The 17,171-nt window shown below is 62.2% G+C and carries 13 protein-coding genes and 2 pseudogenes; 2 read left to right on the forward strand and 13 right to left on the reverse strand.

Annotated features, from left to right (window positions below):
• Positions 1-138: 138 nt before the first annotated feature.
• Together ACZRMO_RS11600 and ACZRMO_RS11605 are read left to right on the forward strand one after the other, a co-directional pair.
• On the forward strand, positions 139-1,164 hold the full coding sequence (locus tag ACZRMO_RS11600; protein ID WP_463972944.1) for an extracellular solute-binding protein: 1,026 nt from the start codon (positions 139-141) through the stop codon (positions 1,162-1,164).
• Complete coding sequence (locus ACZRMO_RS11605; RefSeq protein WP_463972945.1) at positions 1,164-2,729, forward strand: ABC transporter permease; 1,566 nt, start codon at positions 1,164-1,166, stop codon at positions 2,727-2,729. Before ACZRMO_RS11600 ends, ACZRMO_RS11605 begins: the two co-directional genes overlap by 1 nt.
• A 93-nt stretch (positions 2,730-2,822) precedes the next feature.
• Here ACZRMO_RS11605 and ACZRMO_RS11610 read toward each other — a convergent pair.
• The 13 genes and pseudogenes from ACZRMO_RS11610 to ACZRMO_RS11670 all read right to left on the reverse strand — a co-directional run.
• A pseudogene (locus ACZRMO_RS11610) lies at positions 2,823-3,338 on the reverse strand (methyl-accepting chemotaxis protein); the annotation flags it as partial.
• 390 nt (positions 3,339-3,728) lie between these two features.
• A pseudogene (locus tag ACZRMO_RS11615) lies at positions 3,729-4,784 on the reverse strand (methyl-accepting chemotaxis protein); the annotation flags it as partial.
• A 112-nt stretch (positions 4,785-4,896) separates the two neighbouring features.
• Positions 4,897-6,186 (reverse strand): adenylosuccinate synthase, encoded by a 1,290-nt coding sequence (locus ACZRMO_RS11620; RefSeq protein ID WP_124525554.1) that lies wholly within the window; start codon positions 6,184-6,186, stop codon positions 4,897-4,899.
• A 54-nt stretch (positions 6,187-6,240) separates the two neighbouring features.
• The gene (locus ACZRMO_RS11625) at positions 6,241-7,428 is read right to left on the reverse strand and encodes an ATP phosphoribosyltransferase regulatory subunit (protein ID WP_124525553.1); all 1,188 of its coding nucleotides are present in this window, start codon (positions 7,426-7,428) and stop codon (positions 6,241-6,243) included.
• A gap of 293 nt (positions 7,429-7,721) precedes the next feature.
• Positions 7,722-8,588: a protease modulator HflC gene (gene hflC, locus ACZRMO_RS11630; RefSeq protein WP_192300275.1), complete on the reverse strand. Its 867-nt coding sequence runs from the start codon at positions 8,586-8,588 to the stop codon at positions 7,722-7,724.
• Positions 8,588-9,763 (reverse strand): FtsH protease activity modulator HflK, encoded by a 1,176-nt coding sequence (gene hflK, locus ACZRMO_RS11635; RefSeq protein ID WP_017734960.1) that lies wholly within the window; start codon positions 9,761-9,763, stop codon positions 8,588-8,590. The genes hflC and hflK overlap by 1 nt, the downstream gene beginning before the upstream one ends.
• A gap of 96 nt (positions 9,764-9,859) precedes the next feature.
• A complete protein-coding gene (hflX, locus tag ACZRMO_RS11640) occupies positions 9,860-11,161 on the reverse strand; it encodes a ribosome rescue GTPase HflX (protein WP_017734959.1) in 1,302 nt (433 codons plus the stop codon).
• Between the two features lie 12 nt (positions 11,162-11,173).
• Positions 11,174-11,434 carry an RNA chaperone Hfq gene (hfq, locus tag ACZRMO_RS11645; RefSeq protein WP_016976904.1) on the reverse strand — a complete coding sequence of 87 codons (261 nt, stop codon included), beginning with the start codon at positions 11,432-11,434 and terminating at the stop codon, positions 11,174-11,176.
• A 94-nt stretch (positions 11,435-11,528) separates the two neighbouring features.
• Entirely contained in the window at positions 11,529-12,500 is a 972-nt protein-coding gene (gene miaA / locus ACZRMO_RS11650; RefSeq protein WP_463972946.1) for a tRNA (adenosine(37)-N6)-dimethylallyltransferase MiaA, read from the reverse strand.
• The gene (gene mutL, locus ACZRMO_RS11655; RefSeq protein WP_463972947.1) at positions 12,500-14,416 is read right to left on the reverse strand and encodes a DNA mismatch repair endonuclease MutL; all 1,917 of its coding nucleotides are present in this window, start codon (positions 14,414-14,416) and stop codon (positions 12,500-12,502) included. Before mutL ends, miaA begins: the two co-directional genes overlap by 1 nt.
• On the reverse strand, positions 14,416-15,837 hold the full coding sequence (locus tag ACZRMO_RS11660) for an N-acetylmuramoyl-L-alanine amidase (protein ID WP_463972948.1): 1,422 nt from the start codon (positions 15,835-15,837) through the stop codon (positions 14,416-14,418). Before ACZRMO_RS11660 ends, mutL begins: the two co-directional genes overlap by 1 nt.
• A 15-nt stretch (positions 15,838-15,852) precedes the next feature.
• On the reverse strand, positions 15,853-16,323 hold the full coding sequence (tsaE, locus tag ACZRMO_RS11665; protein WP_463972949.1) for a tRNA (adenosine(37)-N6)-threonylcarbamoyltransferase complex ATPase subunit type 1 TsaE: 471 nt from the start codon (positions 16,321-16,323) through the stop codon (positions 15,853-15,855).
• Positions 16,311-17,171, reverse strand: a complete 861-nt coding sequence (locus tag ACZRMO_RS11670) for an NAD(P)H-hydrate dehydratase (protein WP_463972950.1) — start codon at positions 17,169-17,171, stop codon at positions 16,311-16,313. The genes tsaE and ACZRMO_RS11670 overlap by 13 nt, the downstream gene beginning before the upstream one ends.

Raw genomic sequence — 17,171 nt, forward strand, 5'->3', positions numbered from 1 at the left:
GATCAAACCCGCGAAAGCGGGTTTTTTCGTTTCCTGGGTTTGAAAACTTTCCCAGCGATGACCTCCTCGTCCGCACCTGAGAAACTTTATCGTTTATCCTTGTAAGTATTTGTTGCATACAAGTGAGGAACACCCCGGATGATGATCCGCGATACCCGTCTCAAGACATCCCTTCTGCGCGGCCTGACCATCACTCTGCTGGGCCTGACCCTGCTCTCGCCCGCAGCCTATTCTGCCGAAAAGATCTCCCTGACCCTGTACAACGGTCAGCACAAGGAAGTCGGCGATGAACTCGCCAAGGCCTTCGAAGCCAAGACCGGCATTCACGTCAACGTGCGCAAAGGCAGCAGCAACCAGCTGGCCAGCCAGGTCGTCGAAGAAGGCGCGCGCTCGCCGGCCGATGTGATCTATACCGAAGAATCGCCGCCGCTGAACAAACTCGGCGAGCAGGGCATTCTGGCCAAGATCGACGCCAGCACCCTCGACGTATTGCCCAAGGACTACGTCGGTACCAATGGCGACTGGATGGGCGTGACCGCCCGCACCCGCGTCGTGGCCTTCAACCCGAAACTGATCGCCGAGAAAGACCTGCCCAAGTCGGTGCTGGAGTTCGCCGGCCCCGAGTGGCAAGGCAAGGTCGGCTTCGTGCCCACCAGCGGCGCGTTCCAGGAACAGGCCGTGGCAATCATCAAGCTGCACGGGCGTGACGCCGCCGAAGAATGGCTGACTGGCCTGCGCGCGTTTGGCAAGGTGTACAGCAACAATATGGTCGCCCTCAAAGCCGTGGAGAACGGCGAAGTGGCCACGGTGCTGGTGAACAACTACTACTGGTTTGCTCTGAAAAAGGAAAAGACCAACCTGGATTCGCAACTGCACTACTTCACCGATGGCGACGTCGGCGGCCTGATCACCGTGTCGTCCGCAGCGGCGCTCAAATCCAGCAAGCACCCCAAGGAAGCCCAGCAACTGCTGGCGTTCATGGCCAGTGAAGAAGGCCAGCGCGTGATCACCAACACCTCGGCCGAATACCCGCTGCGCAAGGGCATGGAATCCAGCCGTGGCCTCAAGCCATTTAGCGAGCTGCAACCGCCGAAAGTCACCCCCGCCGACCTGGGCAACGCCGAAGAAGCCCTGGACCTGGAACGTGACGTTGGCTTGAACTGATGAACCCATCGCTCTCCGCCCCCGCCCTGCGCGGGGGTTTCAGCCCACGGCGCAAACGGCCGTCGATCTGGCTGCTGTTGCCCGTGCTGTTCCTGGTGGGCCTGAGCCTGCTGCCGCTGGCGTACGTCGGGCTCAAGGCCTGGCAGGCGGGCTGGGCCGAAGCCGTGCATCTGCTGTGGCGGCCGTATGTGTTTGGCCTGCTGCGCAACACCCTGGCGCTGATGGTGGGCGTGACATTGACGTGCGGCGTGGTCGGGCTGTCGCTGGCGTGGTTGCTGGAACGCAGCAACCTGCCGGGGCGACGCATCTGGGGGGTGATCCTGTGCCTGCCGTTTGCGGTGCCAGCGTTTGTCAGCAGCTTTACCTGGGTGTCGCTGAGCGCCAGTTTCGAAGGGCTCGGCGGCGCGATCCTGGTGATGAGCCTGTCGAAGTACCCGCTGGTGTTTCTGCCGGTGGCGGCGACGCTGCGCAATCTTGATCCGTCCCTGGAAGAGTCCGCGCGCACCCTGGGGCTGAATCGCTGGGGCGTGTTCTGGCGCATCACCCTGCCCTTGCTGTGGCCGTCGCTGCTGGCCGGGGCGCTGCTGATTGCGCTGCACATGCTGGTGGAATTCGGCGCGTTGTCGATCATCGGCTTGCAGACCTTCACCACGGCGATCTACCAACAATTCGAGCTGGAATTCAGCAACGCCAATGCGGCGATGCTCTCCGCAGTATTGCTGGTGATGTGCCTGACGCTGCTGTGGCTGGAGCTGCGTGTGCGCGGCAAGGGTCGCCACGTGCGCATCGGCCAGGGCGCGGCGCGGCATGCCGAGCAGGTGCGCCTGGGCAAGTGGGCGCCGTTGGGGCAACTCTATTGCCTGGCGCTGGCGATCATCGGCAGTGGCATTCCGCTGGGGATGCTCGGCTATTGGCTGGCGGTCGGTTCGTCGGCAGCGTTTCCTGTGGCCGCGATCAGTGAGGCGCTGCTGTCCTCCCTGGCGCTGTCCCTCGGCGGCGCGGCGTTGTGCCTGGTGCTGGCTGTGCCGGTCGGGTTGCTGGTGGTGCGTTACAAAGGCCAACTGGCGATCTGGGCCGAGCGCTTGCCGTACCTGCTGCACGCGCTGCCCGGTTTGGTGATTGCGTTGACGCTGGTGTATTTCGCGCTGCATTACGTGCCGGCGCTGTACCAGACCTCGGCGTTGTTGCTGATTGCGTATGCGCTGCTGTTTTTGCCCTTGGCCCAGGCGCCGATCCGTACGGCGCTGAACAAAGCCGCACCGCAATTGGAAGAGGCTGCACGCACGTTGGGCGCGTCGTCCTTCAGCGCGTTTTGCCGGGTGACCTTGCCGATCATCTTTCCGGCGTTGGGGGCGGCGTTTGCGTTGGTGTTTCTGGATGCGATGAAGGAATTGACGGCGACCTTGCTGCTGAGTCCGACCGGGTTGAATACCCTGGCGACGGCGGTGTGGGCGCATACCTCGAATGTGGAGTTTGCGGCGGCGGCGCCGTATGCGGCGTTGTTGATTTTGGTGTCGGGGTTGCCGGTTTATCTGCTGACGACGCGGATGTATCTGAGCCGCTGAAATCGCCTTCGCGAGCAAGCCCGCTCCCACATTTTGAAATGCATTCCAAATGTGGGAGCGGGCTTGCTCGCGAAGGCGTCGGCACAGGCAACACTAGGCCCGAAACTGCCCCAGGCTCGCCTTCAACTGCGCCGCCAACCCATCCAGCACCTTGCCACTGGCCGTGGTCTCCACCACCGCCTGCGCCGCCCGCTCGGCCTGGGCATGAATCACCTCGACCCGCCCACGCACCGCCTGCGCACCTTGTGCCTGGTGCTCCGCCGCACGTGTCGCCAACCCAATCGCCGCATGCACTTGCTCCACCGACGCCTGCACTGTCTGCTGCAAGCGCACACTGTCACGCAGCACCAGCAAGCCTTCATTGGCCTGGCGCCCGGCCTTGCCGATGGTTTCCACCGCTTCTCGTGCACCTTGCTGCAACGCGACGATATGCGCCTGGATATCACCGGTGGAGCTCTGGGTTTTGCTGGCCAGCGCACGCACTTCGTCCGCCACCACCGCAAAGCCGCGCCCGGTCTCGCCGGCACGTGCAGCTTCAATCGCCGCGTTGAGGGCCAGCAAGTTGGTTTGCTCGGCGATACCGTGGATCACCGTCAGCACCACTTCAATCTGCTCGCTCTGCTGCGCCAGGCGCTCGATGACCTTGGAACCGGCCTGCACCTGCCCTGCCAGCGCTTCGATCAGTTCGCCCACTTCGGTCGAGGTGCGCGAGTTTTCATCCGTGGCCTGGCGAATATCCACCACCTGTTGCAATGCAGCCTGCATGGCATGGCTTTCGGCCTGGGCCTCGTCAGCCATTTGCGACAGCGCGCGCAGGCTCTCGGCAACCTCGTCGCGCTGCAAACCGGCGGCTGCGTCGGCGCCGGCGTTGCGCAGGGTCATGGCGCCGATTTCCACGCCAGTGCGCTGGGCCACATCGCCCGCCTCACGCACGATCGGCTGCAACTTATCCACAAAGCGATTGACCGCCGAGGCCATGTCGCCGATTTCGTCCTTGCTGCTGATCTGCACACGCTTGGTGAGGTCGCCCTCGCCCGCTGCCAGGTCATCCATGGCGGCAATCAACAGCTTCAGACGATTGACCACACGACGGCCGAGCACGATGGTGATCAGCAGCAATACGCCCAAGCCGACCACGGCCAGGCCCATGCCGATGCGCCAGCGCAGGATGCCGGCGGCCTCTTGTACGGCGCTGGTGGTGTTGGCGGTCATCTGGGTGGCGGTGGCTTGCGCCGATTGCAGGCGTGCGCCCATGGCGGTCGCGCTGTCGGCAGCGGCGCCCTTGAGGCTGTCGCCGACCAGTTGGTCGCCACTGGCGATCAGGGCGGCGAAGCGCTTGTCCAGCGCCTGCAGATCGGCCTCTACCGAAGCGGTCGACACGCCCATGAGCACCTTGCCGATTTCCACGCCATTGGGGCTGATGGAGGCCTCGACGTAGTACACCGAGGGATCGTTCTTGGCGGCATTCAAGACTTTGTCCAAGGCGCGGTCGCCCTGGCCTTTTTCCAGCAGGGCCTTGTTGATCGGGTTTTCCCGGTTCAGGTAGCGGGTCAGGTGCTCGCCTGCCGCATCGTCGTAGACCACGAACAGCACGTTGGGATTGCGCTGGGCGCGCCGGGCGAATTCCGACAACGTCGGCACATCGCTGTCCCACATGGCGCGCGGCGCCACCGAGGCCAGCAGTTGGGCCATGTCATTGGCGGAGTCTTTCAGGTCTTTTTCCAGGGTCGCACGCAGTTGCTTCTGCTCTTCCTGCAGGCGCGTCGACAACCCTGCGGTCAGACGCTGGCGCGTGCTGGTGGACAAGCTGTCGAGGCTGGACGTGACTTCCTTGCCCGCCTGGGCCAATTCGCCAGAGAGTTTCTGGCTGTCGATGCCCAGGCGATTGCTCAAATCGGCTTCCAGCGCGGTCACGGTGCTCCGCGTCAGAGCGACGGCCACCAGCACTTGCACCAAAAGGGCGATACCTAGGGTAACGAACACCGGCCGCAACAGACGGCTTTGTAACAATGAGAGAACGGCAGACATCGGGAATCCCTCCACCACGGGTGCCATTAAATTGATAGCACCGCGAAAGAGACAACCGAAGCAAAGGTCGTGCCGCCCGGACGACAGAAACGACAAAGGGCTCCCGAAGGAGCCCTTTGCTTTTTACATCAACAGCTTATTACGCGAACGGGTGACGCAGAACGATGGTCTCGTTGCGGTCCGGGCCCGTCGAAATAATGTCGATCGGCGCGCCGATCAGCGCTTCAACGCGCTTGATGTAGGCACGGGCGTTCGCTGGCAGTTCTTCCAGGGTCTTGGCGCCCACGGTCGATTCGGTCCAGCCCGGCACTTCTTCGTACACAGGCTGCAGGCCTACGTAGCTGTCGGCGTCGGTCGGCGCAACATCATTACCGTTGGCGTCTTTGTAGCCGACGCAGATGTTGATGGTTTCCAGACCGTCGAGTACGTCCAGCTTGGTCAGGCAGATGCCCGAGATGCTGTTCACATCGATAGCGCGACGCAGGATAACGGCGTCGAACCAGCCGCAACGACGGGCACGGCCAGTGGTAGCGCCGAACTCGTGGCCTTGCTTGGCCAGGTGCGCGCCGACTTCGTCGAACAGCTCAGTCGGGAACGGGCCCGAACCTACGCGAGTGGTGTAGGCCTTGGTGATGCCGAGGATGTAGTCCAGGAACATCGGGCCAACACCGGAACCGGTGGCAACGCCGCCAGCGGTGGTGTTGGAGCTGGTCACGTACGGGTAGGTACCGTGGTCGATGTCCAGCAGGGAGCCTTGGGCGCCTTCGAACATGATGTCTTTGCCAGCGCGACGCAGGTCGTGCAGCTCTGCAGTCACGTCCAGCATCAGCGGCTTGAGCAGCTCGGCGTATTCCTTGCACTCGGCCAGGGTCTTGTCGAACTCGATGGCCGGCTCTTTGTAGTAACCCACCAGCATGAAGTTGTGGTAATCCACCAGTTCACGCAGCTTGTCTTCAAAGCGCGGCATGTTGAGCAGGTCGCCCACACGCAGGCCACGACGTGCAACCTTGTCTTCGTAGGCTGGGCCGATGCCGCGACCGGTGGTACCGATCTTCAGCTCGCCACGGGCCTTTTCACGGGCCTGGTCCAGCGCAACGTGGAAGGACAGGATCAGCGGGCAGGACGGGCTGATACGCAGGCGCTCGCGCACCGGTACGCCTTTCTCTTCCAGCTTGATGATCTCGCGCAGCAGGGCGTCAGGTGCAACCACCACGCCGTTGCCGATCAGGCACTGCACGCCTTCGCGCAGCACGCCCGACGGGATCAGGTGCAAGACGGTTTTTTCGCCATCGATGACCAGGGTGTGGCCAGCGTTGTGGCCACCTTGGTAGCGCACTACGGCGGCAGCATGTTCGGTCAGCAGATCAACGATCTTGCCTTTGCCCTCATCACCCCATTGGGTGCCCAGGACTACGACATTCTTACCCATAACACTTGTCCTCATTCGCGCAAACTTGGTGCCGGCGATGGCCGGCAGGAAAACTCAAGAAGCCAGTGGCGATACTTGCCAAAGCCCGTTCTGCTGAATCAATTGCCGGTCGCAGTCCGCTTCACGGGCGGCGGCCAATGGCTGCCCAGGCAAGGCCTGGACGACACGCTGACCCTCACTGCGCAACTGGCAAACCTGCTGCCAGAGTGCTGCGTCCGTACTGTCGGGCATCCAGATGCCACCAGACGGTAGCTCGACCTCAGCACGCCCCAGGGTCACCAGGGTTTTCAAATCGGTAGAGAAGCCAGTCGCCGGACGGGCGCGACCGAAGTCGGCGCCGATGTCGTCATAACGACCGCCTTGGGCGATGGCTTGGCCAACGCCCGGTACAAACACCGCGAACACCACACCGGTGTGGTAGTGGTAACCGCGCAACTCACCCAGGTCAAAGTACAGCGGCAGCTCCGGGAAGCGTGCCGACAACCGCTCGGCAATCGCCAGCACGTCATCCAGCGCAGCCAGTACCGGCGCCGGCGCCTTGGCCAGGCGCTCACGCGCAGCCACCAGCACTTCACGCCCGCCGCACAGGTTGACCAGTGCACGCAGCATCTCGGCCAAATCCGCCGGCACGCCTGCGGTCAAGGCGATCACTTCATCAATGGCCTTGCGTTGCAGGGCATCGAACAGCTGTTGCTCCACTTCACCGGACAAACCGGCCGCACGCGCCAGGCCACGGTAGATACCGACGTGGCCCAGGTCCATGTGGACATCCGGCACATCCGCCAGTTGCAGCATGGCCAGCATCAAGCTGATCACTTCAACGTCGCTGCTCGGGCTCGCATCACCGTACAACTCGGCGCCCAACTGGATCGGGCTACGGGAAGACGACAACGCACGCGGCTGTGCATGCAGCACGCTGCCGGCGTAGCACAAGCGGCTCGGGCCTTCGCGACGCAGGGTGTGCGCATCGATGCGCGCCACTTGCGGCGTGATGTCGGCACGGAAACCCATTTGCCGGCCCGATTGCGGGTCGATGACCTTGAAGGTGCGCAGATCCAGGTCCTGGCCCGCGCCGGTCAGCAGGGATTCCAGGTACTCGATATGGGGGGTCACGACAAACTCGTAACCCCAGCTCTGGAACAGATCCAACACCTGGCGACGCGCAACTTCAATGCGCGCAGCTTCTGGTGGCAGTACTTCTTCGATGCCATCTGGCAGCAGCCAGCGGTCTACCGTTGCCATTACGCCAATCCCCTTTGATCCGGGCGGCCAGCCCTCGGCCGAGCCTTGAGTGAAGCAGAAAATACCCGCCCCCTGCATAAACCACGCGCAAGAGCGACGTGACGAACGGCCTGTAATCGGCCTCGTCAGGCACTTTCCTCGAAAAACCTGTCACGCCTGCCGAATCAAACATGCAGACGCAAAAAAGCCGGGAATTTCCCGGCTGCCGCATCATACACCCGTTTTCTGAAAGGATCACCCCGCCAGGCGTTTTAGCCGCCCGACGGAGTTCGCCCTATACAGTGACGAGCTGATTACTTGGCTTTTTCCAGGTAGCGGAAGAAATCGCTACTTGGGTCCAGCACCATGACGTCGGTTTTGTTCGCGAAGCTTTCACGGTAGGCGCGCAGGCTACGGTAGAACGCGTAGAACTCCTGGTCCTGGCCGTAGGCCTTGGCGTAGATCGCTGCGGCCTGGGCATCACCATCACCACGGGCCACTTCGGACTCGCGATAGGCTTCTGCCAGCAGTACACGGCGCTGACGGTCGGCATCCGCACGGATACCCTCGGCCAGCTCGTTACCCTTGGCGCGGTGCTCACGAGCTTCACGCTCACGCTCAGTGCTCATACGCTCAAAGACGCTGCGGTTCACTTCCTTCGGCAGATCAATGGCCTTGACCCGAACATCAACCACTTCGATGCCCAGCTCTTTTTCCGCCATCGCGTTCAACGAACGCGTGATATCAGCCATCAGCGCATCACGTTCACCGGACACCACCTCGTGCAGGGTGCGCTTACCAAACTGGTCACGCAGGCCCGACTCCAGACGGCGCGACAAACGATCGTCGGCGAGTTGCTTGATACCGGAAGTCGCAGTGTAGAAACGCTCGGCATCCTTGACGCGCCACTTGGCGTAGGCGTCAACCATCACGGCTTTCTTTTCCAGGGTCAGGAAGCGTTGCGTCGGTGCATCCAGCGTCATCAGTCGCGCATCGAACTTGCGCACCTGGTTGACGAAGGGGACTTTCACATGCAGGCCCGGCTGGACATCTGCCTGGACCACGCGACCGAATTGCAGCATCACCGCGCGCTCGGTCTGAGACACGATGTAGAAGCAGTTCCAGGCCGCGATGACCACGACGACGCCCACAATCAGGGCGGTCAGCGATTTATTGCTCATCAACGACTCTCCCTGCTACGTGTTTGCTGTTGCAGCAAGTCAGCGGCCGCACGGGCGCTCGCTTCGTTGGCAGCGGCTGTCGAACCGGTAGCCGGTGCGCTGGTGCTGCTACGACCACCTTCGATCATCTTGTCCAGCGGCAGGTACAGCAGGTTGTTCTGCCCACCTTTGTTGCCGGTCACGAGAACCTTGCTGGTGTTGCTGAAGACTTCCTGCATGGTGTCCAGGTACAGACGCTCACGGGTAACTTCCGGTGCCTTGCGGTACTCGGCGACCAGCTTGGTAAAGCGATCTGCCTCACCCTTGGCGCGGGAAACCACTTCGTCACGGTAACCGTTGGCATCCTCAAGGATACGCTGGGCCTGACCACGGGCTTCCGGCACGACGCCGTTGGCGTAGGTTTCAGCCTGGTTGCGCGAACGCTGCTCGTCTTCACGGGCGCGGATCACGTCATCAAAGGCTTCCTGCACTTCACGCGGTGCCGCTGCGCTCTGTACGTTCACCTGGGTCACGGTGATACCGGTGCGATAGGTATCGAGGAAGCGCTGCAGGCGTTCCTTGATTTCGCTGGCCATCAGTTCACGACCTTCGGTCAGCACCTGGTCCATCGCGGTGGAACCCACCACATGGCGCAGGGCGCTTTCGGTCGCGTGCTGCAGGCTGACTTCAGGCTGATCAACGTTCAGCACGAAGTCTTGCAGGTTGCTGATCTTGTACTGCACGGTCAGCGGCACTTCGACGATGTTCTCGTCTTCGGTCAGCATCTGGCCCTGCTTGGTATAGGCACGCTCACGCGTGACGTTTTCCATGTACTTCTTGTCGATCGGCGGGAAGTAGATGTTCAGGCCCGGGCCGACAGTCTCGTAGTACTTGCCGAAGCGCAGCACCACGGCTTGTTCCTGCTCGTCCACGACGTAGACGGCGCTGTACAGCCAGACGGACGCCAGCACGACAAGACCCAGGCCCAGCAGGCCGTAGCCGCCGCCCTTGCTTGTGCGACCGCCGTCGTCACCACCACGTTTTTTTCCACCACCGAACAACCCATTCAGGCTTTCCTGCAGCTTTCGGAAGGCCTCGTCGAGATCTGGTGGCCCCTTGCGGTCGCCATTATTGCGGCGTTTACCACCCCAAGGATCCTGATTATTCGAGTTGCCACCCGGCTCATTCCAAGCCATAGCGCTCTCCATCTGATAAAGCAAAGACGCACCCACGGCGCGCCGACCAATGCTACAGAATGCCTGCTACTGCGGCACAACCGCTTTCGGAGGCTTTTATTGCAAAGTGTGTTGTTCGATGAACTCTGTCGGTACAACGCCTTCACGACTGACCAGCCGATTAAGCTCCGTGCGCGGCAATCGAACGGCCAGCAAGCTGACACCTTCTTCGTCGTATTCTTCTTTCTGTACTGCGCCCAGCTCGAAGAACTGTGCACGCAGTCGAGCAAAACGCTGGGGCAAGCGCAAGGTGCCGACGAACAAATCACTGCCCAGCAACTCGGCAATGGCTTGTTCAAGCAGCTCCAGGCCACTGCCATCACGCGCCGACAGCCAGACCCGCTGGGGCTTGCCGTTCTCATCGCGTTGGATTTGTGGCTCAACGCCTTCAAGCAAATCGAGTTTGTTATAGACCTCGAGGATCGGCAAGTCCTGGGCACCAATCTCGCCCAGTACCAGCATCACCTGCTCGATCTGCAACATGCGATCCGGTTCAGCCGCATCGATCACGTGCAACAGCAGGTCGGAATTGCTCGACTCTTCGAGCGTAGACCGAAATGCCTCGACCAGCTTGTGGGGCAAGTGACGAATGAAACCCACGGTGTCGGCCAGGACAATCGGCCCCAGGTCGTCAAGATCCAGACGGCGCAGGGTCGGGTCGAGCGTGGCGAACAACTGGTCGGCCGCATAGACGTCGGATTTGGTCACGTTGTTGAACAGCGTGGACTTGCCGGCGTTGGTATACCCCACCAGGGACACGGTAGGGATATCCGCACGGGAACGGCCACGGCGCGATTGCTCACGCTGGCTGCGCACTTTTTCGAGGCGGCCCTTGATCTGGCGCAGGCGCACCCGCAGCAGACGCCGGTCGGTTTCCAGCTGGGTTTCACCCGGGCCACGCATGCCGATACCGCCACCTTGACGCTCAAGGTGAGTCCAGCCGCGAACCAGCCGCGTGCTCATGTGGTCAAGCTGGGCCAGTTCAACCTGGAGCTTGCCTTCATGGGTACGGGCGCGTTGGGCGAAAATATCGAGAATCAGACCGGTACGGTCGATCACGCGACACTCGAAGACACGTTCGAGGTTACGTTCCTGACTGGGCGTGAGGACGTGATTGAAGATCACCAGATCGGCTTCTTCGGCGTGGACCAGGTCGCGCAGTTCCTCGACCTTGCCGCTGCCAATCAGGAATTTGGCGGTTGGCCGATGACGCGGTACGTTAAAAAACGCAACGGTCTCGGCGCCGGCCGAATTCGCCAACTCCTGAAACTCCTGCGGATCTTCGCGCGCCTCAGGGTCCTGTCCATCCAAGTGAACGAGGATTACCCGCTCACCACCACCGTGGCGCTCAAAGAACAAAGGAGACTCCTATCAGGCGTTACCTGGCTCAGCGTCAGCTGCTTCATCACCCGCTGCGCTTGGCAGACGGATTGGACGCACTGGAACGACTGTCGAGATAGCGTGCTTGTAGACCATCTGGCTGACGGTGTTTTTCAGCAGGATCACGAACTGGTCGAACGACTCGATCGTGCCTTGCAGCTTGATACCGTTGACCAGGTAGATGGAAACCCCCACTTTCTCTTTACGTAAAGTATTCAAGTAAGGGTCTTGTAGCGAATGCCCTTTTGACATGTGCCGCACTCCTTTAAGGATCAATAATAAAAAATCGGAAAATAGATAGCTCAAGGCCGTCACACCCCCAAGGATAGACGGCAATTGCAAGGACTCAGCTCAATATGGAGACCGTTCCCAAGTATTTCAAGGCGCGTGACAGATTGTCGCTGTCCAGGCTGTCCAGCCAGTGCAAATCGCTCCAGCTGCGCAGCCAGGTGAACTGGCGCTTCGCCAATTGGCGCGTGGCAATGATGCCGCGCTCCTGCATTTCGGCTGACGTCAGCTTGCCATCCAGGTGTTCCCAGACTTGGCGATAGCCTACAGCACGTATCGAAGGCAACCCTAGATGCAGGTCACCTCTGGAACGCAGTGCTACGACCTCGTCCACGAACCCCTGTTCCAACATAATTGTGAATCTTTGTGCAATACGGTCATGCAGCACCTGGCGATTCGCCGGGGCAATGGCCAGATTCGCCACAGTATAGGGCAATTGTGACCGTCCAGATGCGCCTGCGTCGGCACTTTGCGCAGTTTGTTTCAGCCTGTGTTCAGTCATCGTCTGGCCACTCACACGCCAGACTTCCAACGCACGGCTGAGGCGCTGCGGATCATTGGGGTGGATGCGCGCGGCGGATACCGGGTCAATGGCTGCCAATTGGTCGTGCAAGGCTTGCCAGCCAAGGCGTGCAGCCTCTTCCTCAAGCTCGGCGCGCACTTGGGCGTCTGCCGCCGGCATATCCGCCAGGCCTTCCTGCAAAGCCTTGTAATAGAGCATCGTGCCGCCCACCAGCAGCGGAATATTGCCGCGCGCGGTGATCTCGGCCATGGCGGCCAGGGCGTCGGTACGGAAGTCCGCCGCCGAATAGCTCTCGGCCGGGTCGATGATGTCGATCAGCTTGTGCGGATACTGGGCCAGCAGCGCTTTGGACGGCTTGGCCGTGCCGATGTCCATGTCCCGGTAAACCAGGGCAGAGTCGACGCTGATCAACTCGCAGGGCAACACTTTGGTCAGTTCGATGGCCAAGTCGGTCTTGCCTGCGGCCGTGGGGCCCATCAGGAAGATCGCGGGGGGCAAGGCACTCATCAGCGACCGCGCAAGAACAGTTTGTCCAGATCGTCCAGGCCCATTTGGGTCCAGGTCGGTCGGCCATGGTTGCATTGCCCGCTGCGCTCGGTGTTTTCCATGTCGCGCAGCAGCCCGTTCATTTCCGGCAGTGCCAGGCGGCGGTTGGCGCGGATGGCGCCGTGGCAGGCCATGGTGCCGAGCAGCTCGTTGATATGCGCCTGCACGCGGTCGCTGGTGCCGTACTCCATCAGGTCGGCGAGCACGTCGGCGACCAGGCGGTTGGCCTCGGCCTGCTTGAGCAGCGCCGGGATCTGGCGGATGGCCAGGGTTTCCGGGCCCAGGCGTTGCAGCTCAAAGCCAAGCTTCTGGAACACAGCGGCATGCTCTTCGGCGCAATCGGCTTCGCGCTGGCTGACCGCCAGGGATTCCGGCACCAGCAGCGGCTGGCCACTGAGGCCTTCGCTGGCCATGGCGATCTTGAGGCGCTCGTACATGATCCGCTCGTGGGCGGCGTGCATGTCCACCAGCACCAGGCCGTGGGCGTTTTCCGCAAGAATATAGATGCCCTTGAGCTGCGCCAGCGCATAGCCCAGCGGCGGAATATCACCGCCACCGTCCGGCAACGCGACAGCGGCCCCCGGCTCAGCCCCCGGCAGCGGCGCGAAAAACTCGCGATACGCAGCCTGCGCTTCAGCTACCGGCACGGCCGATTGCGGACGCGGCGTGTATTGATACTGATAGCCCGCACCCGCGCCAGAACCCGGCGCCGCGAACGATGGCTGCGGCGGTGTCGATTGCAGCAGGTTGCCGGCCAGGCTCATTTCGCCCTGAGGGCCAAACTCACCCGCCTCCGGCCCGCTCGGGCGTACCACGGCTGTGACGATCGGCGCACCCAGATGATCATCCGGGCGCACATCGCCCAAGGTGCGGTGCAACGTGCCATAGAGGAAATCGTGCACCATGCGCCCATCACGGAAGCGCACTTCGTGCTTGGTTGGGTGCACGTTGACGTCCACCACCGAGGGGTCGACCTCGAAGAACAGCACAAACGTCGGGTGCCGCCCGTTGAACAGCACGTCGCGATACGCCTGGCGCACCGCGTGGGCCACCAGCTTGTCGCGCACCGCGCGGCCATTCACGAAGAAGTACTGCAAGTCCGCCTGGCTGCGGGAGAACGTCGGCAAGCCGACCCAACCCCATAGGCGCAAACCGTTGCGTTCGATTTCAATCGGCAACGCCTGCTCCAGGAAGCCCGCGCCACAAATCGCCGACACCCGGCGCGCACGCGCGGCTTCGTCATGGGCTTCGTGCAGGCTGAGGATGGTCTTGCCGTTGTGGCGTAAATGAAACGCCACATCGAAACGCGCCAGGGCCAGGCGCTTGATGACTTCCTGCAGGTGATCGAATTCGGTTTTTTCGGCCTTGAGGAATTTGCGCCGCGCCGGAGTATTGAAGAACAGGTCGCGCACTTCCACCGAAGTACCCACCGGATGCGCTGCCGGCTGAACCCGGGGCGCCATGTCGCGGCCTTCGGTTTCCACCTGCCAGGCCTGTTCGGCGCTGCGGGTGCGGGAGGTCAAGGTCAGGCGCGCCACGGAGCTGATGGACGCCAATGCCTCACCACGAAAGCCCAGGCTCATCACCCGCTCCAGGTCTTCGAGGTCGCGGATTTTGCTGGTGGCGTGACGGGCCAGGGCCAGCGGCAGGTCATCGGAAGAGATGCCGCTGCCGTCATCGCGCACCCGCAGCAGCTTGACGCCGCCCTGCTCCACGTCCACGTCGATGCGCTTGGCGCCGGAGTCGATGCTGTTTTCCAGCAACTCCTTGATCACCGACGCCGGGCGCTCAACCACCTCACCGGCAGCAATCTGGTTAGCCAGGCGCGGGCTGAGCAGCTCGATACGCGAGCCGTTGTTCAAGACTGATTCACTCATTACTGTGCTGCCAATTCGGTGCCGGGGATGGTCAACACCTGGCCGACTTTCAATTCATCGGTCTTCAGGCTGTTGGCGCTACGCAACGTCGCGGCCGATACCTGGAAGCGCACGGCCAGCATGGCCAGGGTGTCGCCCGGTTGCACGCGGTGGTCACGCGGGCCCTGGGCGATTTTCCCGGAGTCGCGCAGCCAGGCGATATACGTGCCCGGCGGCGGGTTCTGCTGGAAGAACTGGCGGATACCCGCGCTGATCGAACGCGCCAAGGCCTGCTGGTGACTGGCGCTGGCCAGCTTCGAGGCTTCGTTGGCGTTGGAGATAAACCCGGTTTCCACCAGGATCGACGGGATATCCGGCGACTTCAACACCATGAACCCGGCCTGCTCTACGCGCTGTTTGTGCAACGACGTGACCCGGCCGATATTGCTCAGGACTTTCTGGCCGACGTTCAGGCTGGAGGTCAACGAGGCGGTCATCGACAGGTCGAGCAGCACGCCGGCGAGCATTTTGTCCTTGTCATCGAGGGACACGTTACCGGCCCCGCCGATCAAGTCGGAACGGTTTTCACTGTCGGCCAGCCAACGGGCCGTCTCCGAGGTAGCGCCACGATCCGACAGGGCAAACACCGAAGCGCCAAACGCGGCGGTGGACGGAGCGGCGTCGGCGTGGATCGAGACGAACAGATCGGCGCCCTTCTTGCGGGCGATTTCGGTACGCCCACGCAGCGGGATGAAGTAGTCGCCGGTGCGGGTCAGCTCGGCGCGGTAGCCCTTCATGCCGTTGACCTGGCGCTGCAGTTCGCGGGCGATGGCAAGCACCACGTCTTTTTCATGCTGGCCGCGCGAGCCTGAGGCGCCGGGGTCTTCGCCGCCGTGGCCGGCGTCGATCACCACGATAATGTCGCGCTTGCCCGACGGGGCCGGTGGCAGCGGCGGCAGCTTGACCTGCGGTTGTGTCGGGTTGACCGGCACCGCAGGCACCGTCGCGACACTCGGCGGTGGCGCCGGCGGCGGGTTGGCATCGGCGGGGTTGTCGAACAGATCGACCACCAAGCGGTTGCCGTACTGGGCGTTCGGCGCCAGCACAAAACTTTTCGGGGTGACGGTCTTTTTCAGGTCGATGACCACCCGCAGGTCGGTCGGCGTACGCTGTGCCGAACGCATGGCGGTAATCGGCGTGTTGGCGGTGGAGACGCTCAACGGCGCGGCCAGGGTCGCACCGTTGATGTCGATCACCAGGCGATCAGGCGCCGTCAGGGTAAAGACACTGTGCTGGACCGGGCCAGACAGGTCGAACACCAGTCGCGTGTTATCCGGCGCTCGCCACAGGCGCACACTTTTCACCTGCGAAGCAGCCAGAGCATTGACAGTCATTGCCGCAAGCAACACCCCTACGACAGCAACCAACGCGCGAAAGCGCATACCTAACCCCACCAATTATTTGAATTCCAATGCCAAAGCGGCGCACCACGACTGGCCGCGCGCGCTTTGGGGCAACAACTTCAGCTGACGTCCTGTCTCATGCGGCGTAATGGTAATGGTCAGGTCCGGCTTTGGCAAAAAGCCTGTGCCTTTATCTGGCCACTCGATCAGGCACAACGCATCCTCATCGAAATAATCGCGGATGCCCATGTATTCCAGCTCTTCGGGGTCCACCAGGCGGTAGAGGTCGAAGTGAAAGGCGCGGATGGCACCAATCTCGTAGGGCTCTACCAAGGTGAACGTCGGGCTTTTTACCGCGCCCGTATGGCCCAAGCCGCGAATAATCCCCCGGGACAACGTGGTCTTGCCCGCCCCCAGGTCGCCTTCGAGAAAGATCAGCCCCGCGCCGGCCGTCACCTGGGCGATACGCTGACCCAACGCGACCATCGCGTCCTCATCGGCGAGGAAAAGAACTACTTCAGACACGGTGACTGCTCCTCCAGCAATTGACGAATGGCGGGTATCAGGTCGCTGGCCGCGAGCCCGCGACCAAAACTACCCTGGCGATCTCCCGCCGTGGCGTGCAACCACACGGCCAGGCAGCTTGCCTCATAAGCAGACATGCCCTGGGCCAGCAACGCCCCGACCAGACCGGCCAGCACATCACCGAGCCCGGCCGTAGCCATCGCCGGATGGCCTTGATCACATCGCGCAATACGTCCGTCCGGGCTGGCAATCAAACTGCCAGCCCCCTTGAGAATAGCCACTGCATTGAATTTCTGACTCAACGCGCGCGCCACCTTAAGGCGATCGGCCTGAACCTCGGCTGTCGAGAGGCCCAACAAGCGCGCGGCTTCGCCCGGATGCGGGGTAATCACCGAGTTGGCCGGCAGGCTGACGCCGCCCGAGGCCAGCTGGTTCAAGGCGTCGGCGTCCCAGACCTGTGGCTGGCGCGCGTTGGCAGCGACCGACAGCAGGCTTTTGCCCCAGGCGGCATCGCCCAGGCCGGGGCCAATGACGATGACCGAGATGTTTTCCAGCAGGCCCATCAGTTGGTTGGCCGAACTCACGCCCACGGTCATGACTTCCGGCAAGCGCGCCAACGCGGCAGGCACGTGCTCCGGGCGCGTCGCCAGGGAAACCAGGCCGGCGCCACTGCGCAAGGCGCTTTCGGCGCTCAACAGCGCTGCGCCGCCCAGGCCACGGTCTCCGCCGATCACCAGCAGGTGGCCGAACTGACCTTTATGGGCATCCGGGGAACGCACAGCCAGTTGCGGCAAATCGCCAGGCAACAGGGGCTGAACGTCGGTAATTGGGTGTTTTGTCTGCGGCAT

It is taken from the genome of Pseudomonas sp. B611 (assembly GCF_055407965.1).